The sequence below is a fragment of the Delftia sp. S65 genome (assembly GCF_016516495.1).
Lineage (GTDB): Bacteria > Pseudomonadota > Gammaproteobacteria > Burkholderiales > Burkholderiaceae_C > Comamonas > Comamonas acidovorans.
This window is the reverse complement of record NZ_JACVUR010000010.1, coordinates 150,360-162,937: the sequence shown is the minus strand read 5'-3', so window position 1 is coordinate 162,937 and position 12,578 is coordinate 150,360. Positions and strand designations below refer to the sequence as shown.

Annotated in this window: 11 protein-coding genes; 3 read left to right on the top strand and 8 right to left on the bottom strand. The window is 66.7% G+C overall.

Translation table 11 applies throughout. The features are described 5' to 3' along the window. Positions 1 to 106 precede the first annotated feature (106 nt). Positions 107 to 1,432 carry a glutamyl-tRNA reductase gene (hemA, locus tag IAE24_RS11795; protein WP_012207273.1) on the bottom strand — a complete coding sequence of 442 codons (1,326 nt, stop codon included), beginning with the start codon at positions 1,430 to 1,432 and terminating at the stop codon, positions 107 to 109. Positions 1,433 to 1,504: 72 nt separating this feature from the next. On the opposite strand from hemA, the gene IAE24_RS11790 reads away from it, so the two are divergent. Then, positions 1,505 to 1,780 carry a hypothetical protein gene (locus IAE24_RS11790; protein WP_013800828.1) on the top strand — a complete coding sequence of 92 codons (276 nt, stop codon included), beginning with the start codon at positions 1,505 to 1,507 and terminating at the stop codon, positions 1,778 to 1,780. Positions 1,781 to 1,835: 55 nt separating this feature from the next. On the opposite strand, the gene IAE24_RS11785 is transcribed toward IAE24_RS11790, so the two are convergent. Next, on the bottom strand, positions 1,836 to 2,759 hold the full coding sequence (locus IAE24_RS11785; RefSeq protein WP_199960346.1) for a LysR substrate-binding domain-containing protein: 924 nt from the start codon (positions 2,757 to 2,759) through the stop codon (positions 1,836 to 1,838). A 148-nt stretch (positions 2,760 to 2,907) separates the two neighbouring features. On the opposite strand from IAE24_RS11785, the gene IAE24_RS11780 reads away from it, so the two are divergent. Both IAE24_RS11780 and IAE24_RS11775 read left to right on the top strand, forming a co-directional pair. After that, positions 2,908 to 3,900: a tripartite tricarboxylate transporter substrate binding protein BugE gene (locus IAE24_RS11780; RefSeq protein WP_012207270.1), complete on the top strand. Its 993-nt coding sequence runs from the start codon at positions 2,908 to 2,910 to the stop codon at positions 3,898 to 3,900. After that, a complete protein-coding gene (locus IAE24_RS11775; protein ID WP_199960345.1) occupies positions 3,900 to 4,805 on the top strand; it encodes an N-formylglutamate amidohydrolase in 906 nt (301 codons plus the stop codon). Before IAE24_RS11780 ends, IAE24_RS11775 begins: the two co-directional genes overlap by 1 nt. On the opposite strand, the gene IAE24_RS11770 is transcribed toward IAE24_RS11775, so the two are convergent. From IAE24_RS11770 to ugpB, 6 genes are all read right to left on the bottom strand, one after another. Then, a complete protein-coding gene (locus tag IAE24_RS11770; protein WP_199960350.1) occupies positions 4,802 to 7,219 on the bottom strand; it encodes a DUF3772 domain-containing protein in 2,418 nt (805 codons plus the stop codon). The two genes, IAE24_RS11775 and IAE24_RS11770, sit on opposite strands and share 4 nt — an antisense overlap. Before the next feature lie 153 nt (positions 7,220 to 7,372). Next, a complete protein-coding gene (gene ugpQ, locus IAE24_RS11765; RefSeq protein WP_180318888.1) occupies positions 7,373 to 8,137 on the bottom strand; it encodes a glycerophosphodiester phosphodiesterase in 765 nt (254 codons plus the stop codon). A 90-nt stretch (positions 8,138 to 8,227) separates the two neighbouring features. Then, on the bottom strand, positions 8,228 to 9,238 hold the full coding sequence (gene ugpC / locus IAE24_RS11760) for a sn-glycerol-3-phosphate ABC transporter ATP-binding protein UgpC (protein WP_013800833.1): 1,011 nt from the start codon (positions 9,236 to 9,238) through the stop codon (positions 8,228 to 8,230). 89 nt (positions 9,239 to 9,327) lie between these two features. Further along, on the bottom strand, positions 9,328 to 10,176 hold the full coding sequence (gene ugpE, locus IAE24_RS11755; RefSeq protein ID WP_012207265.1) for a sn-glycerol-3-phosphate ABC transporter permease UgpE: 849 nt from the start codon (positions 10,174 to 10,176) through the stop codon (positions 9,328 to 9,330). A 2-nt stretch (positions 10,177 to 10,178) separates the two neighbouring features. After that, positions 10,179 to 11,060, bottom strand: coding sequence for a sn-glycerol-3-phosphate ABC transporter permease UgpA (gene ugpA / locus IAE24_RS11750; RefSeq protein ID WP_012207264.1), 882 nt, complete (start codon positions 11,058 to 11,060; stop codon positions 10,179 to 10,181). A gap of 123 nt (positions 11,061 to 11,183) precedes the next feature. Further along, entirely contained in the window at positions 11,184 to 12,488 is a 1,305-nt protein-coding gene (gene ugpB, locus IAE24_RS11745; protein WP_013800834.1) for a sn-glycerol-3-phosphate ABC transporter substrate-binding protein UgpB, read from the bottom strand. Positions 12,489 to 12,578: the final 90 nt, after the last annotated feature.

Genomic DNA, 12,578 nt, shown 5'->3' with positions numbered 1-12,578 from the left:
GGCGGATGGGCCGTAAAAACCGGGAGGGGCGGGGAGGGGCCGCAAGTGCGGCCGGGGCGCCACAGGCCCGCTGGCACGCAGCCCTGCGCAGGGGCGGCGAGCGCCGCTAGAGCGCCTTGTCGGGGGCCGTGCCGCGCGGGCCGCTTTGGGCCGAGCGCAGGAACAGGCGCGAGACCGTGTCCATGGTCTGGCTGCGCTGGTCGGCATCGCCCTTGTGCAGCTCGGCCAGGGTGCCGTGCAGCATTTTCTGCGTGAGGCCGCGCGACAGGGCCTCCAGCACGGTGTCGATGTCTTCGCCCTTGGCCAGCAGCTTCTTGGCGCGCGCAATCTCCAGCGCACGCCATTCATCGGTCTGGGTGTTGAGCTGGCGGATCAGCGGCACAACGCCGGCCTGCGGGCGGCGCTGGTCCAGCCAGTGCATGAAGCTTTGCACCCCATGGTCGATGATGACTTCGGCCTGCTCGACCGCTGCCTGGCGCTGGGCTTGGCCCGTGCGCACCACGGTAGCCAGATCGTCCACGGTGTAGAGGTAGACGTCGCGCAGGTCCTTGACCTCGGATTCGATATCGCGCGGCACGGCCAGATCGACCATGAACATGGGACGGTGCTTGCGCTTCTTGAGCGCGCTCTCGACGGCGCCCAGGCCGATGATGGGCAGGCTGGACGCCGTGCAACTGATCACGGCATCGTATTCATGCAGATGGTCGGGCAGGTCGGCCAGCCGCATGGTGCCGGCGCCGAACTGGGCAGCCAGCTTCTCGCCGCGCTCCAGCGTGCGGTTGGCGATCATGATCTGCTTGGGGTGGCGGGCCGCGAAGTGGGTGGAGACCAGCTCAATCATCTCGCCCGCGCCCACGAACAGCACGCGGATCTGGGACAGGTCTTCGAACAGCTGGCCGGCCAGCCGCACGGCGGCAGCGGCCATGCTGATGCTGTGGGCGCCGATCTCGGTGGAGCTGCGCACTTCCTTGGCCACCGCGAAGCTGCGCTGGAACAGCTGGTTCAGCGTGCTGCCCAGGGCGCCTGCGTTCTCTGCGGCGCGCACGGCATTCTTCATCTGGCCCAGGATCTGGGCCTCGCCCAGCACCATGGAATCGAGCCCGCTGGCCACGCGGAAGGCATGGCGCGCCACATGGCCGTCTTCCAGCAGATAGGAGTGCGAGCGCAGCAATTCGGACGAAATACCGCCGCTGTTGGCCAGCCAGTGCAGGGTATGGTCCATGGCCGGCATCTCGGCCGCGCAGTAGATCTCGGTACGGTTGCAGGTGGAGAGAATGGCGGTCTCGACGGCGCTGTGCTGGCGGCCCGGGCCGGTCAGCGATTCGCGCAGGCCCTGCAGCGTGGGCACGATCTGGTCAAGCGCGAACGCGAAACGTCCCCGCATATCAAGCGGAGCCGTGTGGTGGTTGATGCCGAGTGCCCAGACTGCCATAACCCGGGATTATAAAATTTCGCGCAGTTTCAGGCATCCCTGATCACAACACCCTGGAATCGGAGCCCGCACATGGGATGGATTGCGAGTACGAATCATTGGCTGAACTTCCTGGCGCCTGCACTTTTCCTGTCGCCGGCCCTGATGTTGTGCGCGCTTTTGATCTATGGAAAATCGCAGCAATCCCTTGCCTGGTGGTTGCAGGTTGCTATCAATTTGGTTGTTGGCGCGCTGGTGTTGCTGGCCGGTTTGTGGTGGTTCGGGCGCGATGCAAAGATGGCGACCTACACCGCCCTGGTCCTCGTGATGGCGCTTTGCCAGTGGGTGCTTTCGCGCGGCTGGCGCTGATGGCCGACAGCAAAGATTGATGCAGATCAACGGAAGAGGGCGTTTCTCCCGGCGATCAGGGGCCTGAGACTGCAGCTGGAGGCACGGCACCCGGCGCGGCCTGCTCCAGAAGCCATGCGCGGAACTGGACAAAGGCTTCGGAAGGCGCCCGCGCGGCCGGCCGGCACAGAAAGTAGCCGCGTTCGATGTGGACGGGTGCAGGCAAGGCAAGGGCCACGCGGCCGGCGGCCAGGTCTTCCTCCACCAGGCAGCGCTGCACCAGGGCCACGCCCATGCCGGCGGCCACGGCCTGGACCAGCAGGGCCACCAGTTCGAAGTCCGCCGCAGGCGCGGGGCAGGGCCCGGGCAGGCCTAGGTGGCTCATCCAGCGCGCCCAGTTGCCCGGATAGTTGGTGTGAAACAGCAAGGGGCGCGTAAGCACATCCGCTGCGCTGCGAATGGCTTGCGGGCCCTGCAATTCGCGCGGATGGCAGATGGGCACCAGGTCGCGGCCCACCACATAGTCGGCCACCACATGGGCGGGCCAGGGCTCGCTGCCCACGCGCAGCCAGCCGTCGATCTCGGCGGCGGACAGCGGGTCATCGCGCCGGTAGGGGGCGAACGAAAGGACGATGCCCGGATGCAGGGCGTTGAATCGCGGCAGGCGTGGAATCAGCCAGTGGCTGAACAGCGTGGGCACCACCGACAACCGCAGTTGCGGGCCGAAGTGGCGCCTGCGTGCGGCGGCCGAGGCTGATTCGATGGACTGGACGGCAGGCTCGACGGCTTGCAGGTATTCACGGCCAGCCTCGGTCAGCACGCTGCGCCGGCCCTGGCGCTCGAAAAGGGCAAAGCCCAGGTGCTCTTCCAGCCGGGCGATGGCGCGGCTGATGCCGCCCTGGGTGACATACAGCTCCTGGGCTGCCAGCGAGTAGCTGCCCAGGCGCGCCGCCGCCGCAAAGGCGTGCAGCTCGGAAAGCGAGGGAGAGTGCATGCGCATGACGGACGCAATTATGACGGTTTGTCATAGTTGCTTGCCGTCTTGTCTCTTTTCGCGCGTGCGGCGGCTGTCCAGAATCGGCGCCTGTTCCGCGAAGCCCTGCCCTGCCGCAGGCCGCTCTTTCATCCATCACGAGAGGAAACACACCATGGCAATGCGCCGCACCCTGTTGTCCAGCCTGGCCGCCTGCGCCGCCACTGCTCTTTTGGCTCCCGTCGCCTGGGCCCAGGGCCCGGCTGCCGACTATCCCAGCCGGCCGATCCGCCTGGTCGTGCCGTTTGGCGCGGGCGGCTCCACCGACATGGTGGCGCGTCTGCTGGCCGAGAAGATGAGCGTGATCCTGGGCAAGTCCGTGGTGGTGGACAACCGGGGCGGGGCGGGCGGCTCCATTGGCGCCTCCGAAATTGCGCGTGCTGCGGCCGATGGCTACACCATTGGCATGGCCACGGTGAGCACGCATGGCTCCAACCCGGCCATCTTCCGCAAGCTGCCCTACGACCCGATCAAGGACTTCGCGCCCATCACCAATGTGATGTCCGTGCCCAGCGTGTTCGTGATCAACGCCAGCGTGCCCGCCAAGACCATGAAGGAGTTCATCGCCCTGGCCAAGGCCAACCCGGGCAAGTACAGCTTTGCCTCGCCGGGCACGGGCTCCCTGGGCCACGCCAACATCGAGAATTTCATGAACCTGGCCGGTATCGACCTGCTGCACATCCCCTACAAGGGCGCGGGCCAGGCCATCACCGACGCGCTGGGCGGCCAGGTCAATGCCATGACGGACAACCTGCCCTCCACGCTGCCCCACATCAAGGACGGCAAGCTGCGCCCGCTGGCCGTGCTGGCCTTCAAGCGCGCCGACGTGCTGCCCGACGTGCCCACCTACACCGAGCTGGGCTTCCCGCAGATGGGCGACGGCGGCTGGTTCGGCCTGGTCGCACCTGCCGGCACGCCGCGCCCCATCATCGACAAGCTCAATGCGGCTGCGCACAAGGCCATGGCCATGCCTGACTACCTGGAAAAGCAAAAATCCATCTCGGGCGAGTCCATGGGCAACACGCCCGAGGAATTTGCCAAGCAGATCAAGGCCGCCATCGAGCGCTACACGGCCGTGGCCAAGCGCGCCAACATCAAGCTCGACTGATGGACCGCATGGCACAGACCGATTTCCTGCGCCCCCGGCCGGACACCCCGGTCGTGGTGCACCCCGCCACCGGCGAGGTGCTGCCCATCGTCTGCGACTCGCCGCACAGCGGCACGTCCTATCCCGAGGATTTCGGCCATGCCGTGCCCATGTCCCTGCTGCGCCGTGGCGAGGACACGCATGTGGCCGCGCTCTGGGACCAGTGGCCCGCGCATGGCGCAACGCTGATCGAGGCCACCTTTCCGCGCACCTACATCGACCCCAACCGCAGCGAGGCCGACCTGGACCCCGCCCAGATCGACGGCCAGTGGCCCGTGCCCCTGGCGCCCAGCGTCAAGACCCGCCAGGGCCTGGGCCTGATCTGGCAGCGCATCAGCCGCGACGGCGTGGCCACGCCGCTGTATGAACGCCCGCGCACGGTGGCCGAGGTGGAGCACCGCATCGCGCGCTACTGGCGTCCCTACCATGCGGCGCTGGCGCAGGCCATCGATGACAGCGTGCAGCGCTTTGGCGGCGTCTGGCACCTGAACCTGCACTCCATGCCCAACGATGTCTACAAGCGCCTGGGCCGTACCGACGCGCCGCCGCTGGCCGACTTCGTGCTGGGCGACCGCGACGGCACGACCTGCGCGCCCCAGTTCATCCAGCTGGTGGGCGAGACGCTGGCGGGCTTTGGCTACAGCGTGGCCTACAACGAGCCCTACAAGGGCGTGGAGCTGATCGGCCGCATAGGCCAGCCGCACCTGGGCCGGCACAGCCTGCAGATCGAGATCCGCCGGCCGGTCTACATGGACGAGGACACGCGCGAGCCCAACGCGGGCTTCGAGCCGCTGCGCGGCCATCTGCGTGAGCTGATGGCCGTGGTTGCGGCGCATGTGCGATCTGAAATGGCAAGGCGCGGCTAGGCCGGGCTGGCGGGGTCGCCGGACATGGGCGGCGTGCCTGGCGAACCCGGCATGCCTGCCACCACCGGCGCCGCCACCGAGGTGGTGGCCGGTGGCGACAGGTACAGGCCCGCGCCCTTGAGCGAGGCCAGGATGCTGAACAGCACATCGCTGCGCACCCCGCCCGCATTGCGCGGGTTGCCCACGTAGCCGATGGCCAGGAAGGTCAGCGTGCCGTTGGCGATGCCTTCGAGCTGCACCAGAGGTTCGGGCGTGTCCAGGATGCCTTCATGCGTGCGAAAGGCCTCCAATATCAGGGTCCGCATGCGTTCGGCATCGGTGTCCAGCGGCGCGGGCAGGCGCAGCAGCACGCGCCCGGGCGCGCCGGCCAGCGTCATGTTGCGCACGGTCTTGGTGATGAATTCCGAGTTGGGCACGATGACGGTGGAGCGGTCGCCCAGCTGGATCTCGGTGGCGCGCACGTTGACGCGGCGCACGTCGCCCTCGGTATCGCCCAGCACCACCCAGTCGCCCACTTTCACGGGCCGCTCGGCCAGCAGGATCAGGCCCGAGATGAAGTTCTGCACGATGGCCTGCAGGCCAAAGCCAATGCCCACCGACAGCGCGCTGGCCACCCAGGCGATGCGCTCCACGCTGATGCCCAGCCCCGCCAGCGCCACGGCCACCACGAAGATGCCGCCCACATAGCCCAGCAGCGTGGTGATGGAGCTGCGCATGCCCGGCTCCAGCGAGGTGTTGGGGAAGTAGCGGTCCGTCAGCCAGCGCTTGATCACGCGGATCACGATCAGGCCCGTGACGATCACGGCGAATGCGGTGAACAGGGCCTGCGGCGCCATGGTGAAGTCGCCTACCTTGAGACTGTGGTTCACCGTGCTGCCGCGGCGAAATACCTCGTCCGGCCCCGTGCCCAGCGGGGCCAGCAGGGCGATCACCATGTAGAACAACAGGGCCACGCGCAGCAGGCCCGAGACCAGGACCGAGGCCTGGTCCAGCAGCCGGCCCTCGATGCCCAGGCTCTGGTTCAGCCGGGTGCCGAAACTGCCCTTGGACGACAGCAGGGCCTCGCACAGATCGTCGCCCAGCTGGAACAGCAGGTAGGTGGTGGCAAAGACCACGCCGGTCCACACCATCTGGCGCGCCAGCGTTCCGGCCAGAGCCACGTAGCCGGTCACGGCCAGCGCAATGGTGGCAATGCTGGCCACCGCCGCACAGGCCACGAGCAGGCCCACCCACAAGGGCCGGGGCGGCACGGGCTCTGCCTGGGCACCGTCTTCCTGCGCGACCGGTGCCGGCGCGCGCAGATGCCGCAGGGCCAGCATGACCACGGCCGAAATCAGCAGGGCCGACAGGGCGTGCACCGTGACCTCGGCGGCCAGGCTGGCGCCGATGATGGCGTTGACCTCGGTCACCAGGCCGTTGAGCGCGGCTCCGGCGGCAATCCACCAGGGATAGGGGCTGAGCCGCTCGGCCAGCTCGTCCGACACGCCGGGCAGGCGCCAGGAACTGCGCCTGCGCGACAGCAGGGTCTGGCCCAGCGACACCACGAAGGCGCCGAACAGCGTGACCTGCACACTGGCCTTGGCCAGCGCGTCCAGCGATTCGCTGAAGCCATCGCCGGCCTTGAGCACGCTCCAGGCCAGTTGCGCTGCCAGGCCGATCAGCAGCGTGTTGATCAGGACGGTGGCCGCCGCGCGCAACGAGCGGCGCAGGCGGCCGCTGGGCAGGCGCGCGGGCGCGGCGCGCACCAGCAGACGCTCGGCCAGCCAGGGGCCGAGCAGGGCGATCAGTAAGGCGGCGGCCAGGCTGGCGATGAAGCCGCCCCGGCGATCGGACGCCATGGTGGAGGCGACGGCCTGGCGCAGCTCGCGCCCCAGGCCCTGCAGGCGCGCCGCGTCCAAAGGCGCGGCAGCGCGCAGGTTGCGCCAGAAGGGGCGGCCCAGCGGTGAATCTGTGCGGGCCGTCAGTGCGGCCTGGAATTGTTCGCGGCGCTGGCGTATCAGCTCGTTGCCGCGCTGGTCGGCATCGACCGACACCAGCCGCGCGAGCTTGAGTTCGGAATCCACGGCGCTGCGCTGCCTGGCCAGGCTGGCGCGCTGCTCGGCCACATCGGGCGCATCGGCAGGGGCGCCTTTTTCGGGCGCGGGGCCCAGGCCTGCCAGGCGCGAATCGATGTCGGCCAGTTCCTCTGTGCGGCGGGCTGCGACCTGGTCGGCCGCCGTGCCTATGGCCGCAGCCTCGTCCAGCAGCTTGCGGCCGTCATCGTCCTCGGCCAGCTTGCGGGGAATGGCGTCCAGCTGCTTGCGCAGATCGTCCACGCTGGGCAGGGCGGGCCGGCCGTCGGGCGCCGCCGTGGCCGCGCGGTCCTGCGCATGGGCCGGAGCGGGCGCAGTGAGGACCAGCATGGCCAGGACCATCAGGCCGGTGGCCAGGCATTGGCGCAAGGCCTGCGCCCATGTAGGGCGCAGCGGGAGAGGGCACGGGCTGGGCGGTGTCATGGACGCACATTGTGCGGCGGGCCGCCGCGACGGTTGTTTCCAAAGGTCCGGCCCCGCCAGCCGGCAGCCGTCTCAGCGCGATGCGGGACTGAACATATCGACACGGTCGGTGATGACGCCGTCCGTGCCCAGGTCGATCAGGCGCTGCGCGGCCCATTCATCGTTGACCGTATAGCTGCTGCAGCGCAGGCCCGCGCCATGCACCTTGGCGACCAGGGCGGCATCCCACAGCGCATGGTTGAGCACCATGGCCGCGCAGCCCAGGTCCAGCGCGGTGCGCAGGTCGGCATCGCCCGTGGCATCGGCCAGCTTGTCCACCAGCAGGCCCCGCGGAATGTGCGGTGCCGTGTCGCGTGCGCCCTTGAGCGCATCGGTCTTGAACGAGGTGAACAGCGGCTGGATGCGGTCCTGGGGCCAGATGCGGTTCATCAGCTCGCCCGTGGCGCGGCCCGTGGCCTCTTCCTGGCCGGGCGTGGGCTTGATCTCCACATTCAGGAAGAAGTGGTTGGCCAGGCACCAGCGCGCCAGGGCTTCCAGCGTGGGCAGGGCCTCGCCCGCAAAGGCGCGCGAGTGCCAGCTGCCGGCGTCCAGCTGGGCGATCTCGCCCATGGACAGGTCGCCACCCGTGCCGTGGCCGTTGGTGGTGCGCTCCAGCGTGGCGTCGTGCATCAGGAACAGCACGCCGTCGGCAGACAGCTTGGCATCGCACTCGAACATGCGATAGCCGTGCGCAGCGCCCAGGCGGAAGGCGGCCATGGTGTTCTCGGGCGCCAGCTTGCCAGCGCCACGGTGGGCCACCCACAGGGGGTAGGGCCAGGATTTCAGGTTCTCGGTCATGGCGAGTCCGTCAAAAGAAGGGAGCTTGGATGGAAAAAGAGAGCCTCTGGGGCTCTCTTGGAAAAGGTCGGAGAGCCGGCCTTCAGGGGATCAGATCCGCTTTCCGGATTCTGCGTCGAACCAGTGCAGGCGACGCTCTTCGGAAGGACGCACGCGCATGGTCTCGCCGGACTTGGGGAAGGGCGCGCCTTCGTCGATGCGCACCGTCATCGTCTCGCCATTGAGCGAACCATAGACCAGGCGCTCGGCACCCAGCATTTCAACGGTGTCCACCTTGATTTCCCAGCCGCCTTCGTTGACGACGACCAAGTGCTCGGGGCGAATGCCCAGGATGCGGCCGGCCGTGCCGCCGGGCGCGTTCTTGAGCAGGTTCATCGGGGGCGAGCCGATGAAGCTGGCCACGAAGGTGGAGGCGGGCGTGTGGTAGACCTCTTCGGGCGTGCCGAACTGCTCCATCACGCCGCCGTTCATGACGATCATGCGCTGGGCCAGGGTCATGGCCTCGACCTGGTCGTGGGTCACGAACAGGCTGGTGATGCCCAGCTCGGCGTGCAGCTTCTGGATCTCGATGCGGGTCTGGCCGCGCAGCTTGGCGTCCAGGTTGGACAGCGGCTCGTCGAACAGGAAGACCTTGGGTTGGCGCACGATGGCGCGGCCCATGGCCACGCGCTGGCGCTGGCCGCCCGACAGCTGGCGCGGCTTGCGGTCCAGCAGGTGGGACAGCTCCAGGATCTTGGCGGCCTTGTCCACGCGGCGCTTGATCTCCTCGGGCGGCACCTTGGCGATCTTCAGGCCATAGGCCATGTTCTCGTAGTTCGACATATGCGGGTACAGCGCATAGTTCTGGAACACCATGGCGATGTCGCGCTTGGCCGGTTCCACGTCGTTGACCACCTTGTCGCCGATCAGCAGCTGGCCGTCGGAGATCTCCTCCAGGCCCGCCACCATGCGCAGCAGGGTGGACTTGCCGCAGCCCGAAGGGCCGACGATGACGACGAACTCGCCGTCCTTGATTTCGGCGTTGACGCCGTGCAGTACCTGGTTGGCCGACGGGCCCTGGCCGTAGCGCTTGATCAGGTTGCGAAAGGAAATGGATGCCATACGAAGATTCTGGTTGAGTCGCAGAGCGAAGGGCGCTGGCGCTTGCTCTGCGGGGTTCTATACGGTGGGTTGGGGCGGCGGCGGGCGGTTTACTTTTCGGTGTCCACCAGGCCCTTGACGAACCAGCGCTGCATCAGGATCACCACGGCGGCGGGCGGCAGCATGGCCAGCAGGGCCGTCGCCATCACCACGTTCCAGTCGTTGCCGGTATCGCCGCTGGCCACCATGCGCTTGATGCCGATGACCACGGGGTACATGTCTTCCGAGGTGGTCACGAGCAGCGGCCACAGGTACTGGTTCCAGCCGTAGATGAACTGGATCACGAACAGCGCCGCGATCGAGGTCTTGGACAGCGGCACCAGCACATCCTTGAAGAAGCGCATGGGGCCTGCGCCGTCGATGCGGGCGGCCTCCACCAGCTCGTCCGGCACCGTCAGGAAGAACTGGCGGAACAGGAAGGTGGCCGTGGCCGAGGCGATCAGCGGAATCGTCAGGCCGGCGTAGCTGTTGAGCATGCCCAGCGTGGAGACGACTTCGTAGGTGGGGCCGATGCGCACTTCCACGGGCAGCATCAGGGTCACGAAGATCAGCCAGAAGCAGATCTTCTTGAACGGGAAGCGGAAGTACACCAGCGCGAAGGCCGACAGCAGCGAGATCGCGATCTTGCCCACGGTGATCACCATGGCCGAGACGAAGCTGATCCACATCATGCGTGCCACGGGCGCGCTGGAGCCGGGGCCCGAGCCGCCGAACAGCGCGGCCTTGTAGGTTTCCCAGAAGTTGCTGCCGGGCACCAGGGGCATGGGCACCTGGATGATGTCCTGCGGCGTGTGCGTGGAGGCCACGAAGGCCAGGTACAGCGGAAAGCCGACGATGATCACGCCCAGCACCATGATCAGGTGCGAGAAAAAGGAGAGAAGGGGACTGCGTTCAACCATGATCAGTACTGCACTTTCTTCTCAACATAGCGGAACTGGATCACGGTCAGTGCAACCACGATCACCATCAGCACGACCGACTGCGCGGCCGAGCCGCTCATGTCCATGGCCTTGAAGCCGTCGTGATAGACCTTGTAGACCAGGATGGAGGTGTCCTGTCCCGGACCGCCCTGGGTCGTGGCGTCCACGATGCCGAAGGTGTCGAAGAATGCGTAGACCACGTTCATCACCAGCAGGAAGAACGTGGTGGGCGACAGCAGCGGGAACTGGATGTCCCAGAAGCGGCGCATAGGGCCCGCGCCGTCGATGGCGGCGGCCTCGATCAGCGACTTGGGGATGGACTGCAGGCCCGCAAGGAAGAACAGGAAGTTGTAGGAAATCTGCTTCCAGATCGCGGCGATGACGATCAGCGTCATGGCGTTGCCGGAGTTCAGCAGGTGGTTCCAGTCATAGCCGATCATGCGCAGCGCATAGGCCACGACGCCGATGGACGGCGAGAACATGAACACCCACAGCACACCCGCCACGGCGGGCGCAACGGCATAGGGCAGCAGCAAGGCGGTCTTGTAGGCAAGCGCGCCCTTGATCACGCGGTCCGCAAAGATGGCCAGCATCAGCGACAGCGCAATGCCGAACACCGCCACCAGCACGGAAAAGATGGCCGTGGTCTTGAACGAGGCCAGGTAGGCAGGGTCATCCAGCAGGTGCTGGAAGTTGGCAAACCCCACCCATTCGGTGGAGAAGCCAAACGTATCCTGCGCCTGGAACGACTGCACGATGGCCTGGCCTGCGGGCCAGAAAAAGAAGACCAGCACGATGACCATCTGTGGTGCTATCAGCAACCACGGCAGCCAGGCGGATCGAAAAAGAACGCGTTTTTCCATGACGGAACTCGGTAGAACAAAACAGCCCGCAAACCGGATGGCCGTGGGGCCGCCGGTTGCGGGCCTGTGATGCACGGTGCGGGCTGCCTGCGCAGCGGCCACACCGCAGATCACATGGGAGGATTACTTGTTGGCCCGGGCGAAGCGGCCCAGTTGCTCGTTGCCACGGGTGACAGCGGTGTCCAGGGCTTGCTGGGGAGTCTTCTTGCCGGTCCAGATCTGTTCGGTTTCCTCATCGATGATGGTGCGGATCTGAACGAAGTTGCCCAGGCGGATGCCGCGCGACTTGTCGGTGGTCTTGCGGATCATCTGCGTCACGGCGGTGTCGGTGCCGGGATGCTTTTCGTAGAAGCCCGAAGCCTCGGTCAGCTTGTACGCAGCGGTGGTCACGGGCAGGTAGCCGGTGCGCTGGTGGCTGGCGGACTGGATCTTGGTGTTGTTCAGGAAGTTGAAGAAGTCAGCCACGCCCTTGTAGCGTTCGGCGCTCTTGCCGGCCATCACCCACAGGGAGGCACCGCCGATGGCCGTGTTCTGGGGCGCGCCCTTCACATCGGCGTAGTAGGGCAGTTGCGACTGGCCGAAGGCGAACTTGCCTTCCTTGACCACGCGGGCATACAGGCCGGAGGAGCCGGTGATCATCGCGCACTCGCCGGAAGCGAAGGCGGCGTCAGGCACGTTGCCGCGGCCCTTGTAGACGAAGCTGCCATCCTTGGCGGCCTTGGCCAGGTTCTCGAAGTGCTTGACGTGCAGCGGCGAGTTGAACACCAGCTTGGCATCGGTGCCGTCAAAGCCGTTGTTCTTGGTCGCGTACAGGGTGTTGTGCCACAGCGAGAAGCTCTCCAGCTGGGTCCAGCTCATCCAGCTCGTGGTCAGTGCGCAGCGGTGGCCCGAGGCCTTGAGCTTTTCGGCGGCGGCGAACACTTCGGGCCAGGTCTTGGGCGGCTTGTTCTCGTCCAGGCCTGCCTTCTTGAAGGCGTCCTTGTTGTAGTAGAAGATGGTGGTCGAGCTGTTGAGCGGGTAGCTCATCATCTGGCCGTTGGGGGCGGTGTAGTAGCCGGCCACGGCGGAGATGTACTCGCCCTGGTCGAACTTGAAGCCGCCGTCGTTCATGATCTTGGTGACGGGCACCACGGCGCCCTTGGAGGCCATCATGGTGGCCGTGCCCACTTCGAAGACCTGCAGGATGTCAGGCGCGTTGCCGGCGCGGAACGCGGCGATGGCGGCCGTCATCGACTCGTCATACTGGCCCTTGTATGTCGGCACGATCTTGTACTGGGTCTGGCTGGCGTTGTACTCCTTGGCCAGGTCGTTCACCCAGTCGCCCAGGGCTGCGCTCATCGAGTGCCACCACTGGATTTCGGTTTGGGCTTGTGCCGAGATGGTGGTGGCCGCGATCGCGGCTGCCATGGCCAGTTGCTTCAGTTGCATGAGGACTCCTCTAGTTCGGTGACGGTTTCAGACCGCTGCCACGGTAAGGCAGGGGCATGACATGTCTGTGTCATTGTTTTCGGATGCTTC

Coding starts and splice junctions, on each gene's coding strand:
- IAE24_RS11770 (WP_199960350.1), bottom strand. CDS start 7,219: ATGGTCCTGGCCATGCTGGTCCTCACTGCGCCCGCTCCGGCCCATGCG.
- IAE24_RS11780 (WP_012207270.1), top strand. CDS start 2,908: ATGGCAATGCGCCGCACCCTGTTGTCCAGCCTGGCCGCCTGCGCCGCC.
- ugpE (WP_012207265.1), bottom strand. CDS start 10,176: ATGGTTGAACGCAGTCCCCTTCTCTCCTTTTTCTCGCACCTGATCATG.
- hemA (WP_012207273.1), bottom strand. CDS start 1,432: ATGGCAGTCTGGGCACTCGGCATCAACCACCACACGGCTCCGCTTGAT.
- IAE24_RS11790 (WP_013800828.1), top strand. CDS start 1,505: ATGGGATGGATTGCGAGTACGAATCATTGGCTGAACTTCCTGGCGCCT.
- IAE24_RS11775 (WP_199960345.1), top strand. CDS start 3,900: ATGGACCGCATGGCACAGACCGATTTCCTGCGCCCCCGGCCGGACACC.
- IAE24_RS11785 (WP_199960346.1), bottom strand. CDS start 2,759: ATGCGCATGCACTCTCCCTCGCTTTCCGAGCTGCACGCCTTTGCGGCG.
- ugpB (WP_013800834.1), bottom strand. CDS start 12,488: ATGCAACTGAAGCAACTGGCCATGGCAGCCGCGATCGCGGCCACCACC.
- ugpA (WP_012207264.1), bottom strand. CDS start 11,060: ATGGAAAAACGCGTTCTTTTTCGATCCGCCTGGCTGCCGTGGTTGCTG.
- ugpC (WP_013800833.1), bottom strand. CDS start 9,238: ATGGCATCCATTTCCTTTCGCAACCTGATCAAGCGCTACGGCCAGGGC.
- ugpQ (WP_180318888.1), bottom strand. CDS start 8,137: ATGACCGAGAACCTGAAATCCTGGCCCTACCCCCTGTGGGTGGCCCAC.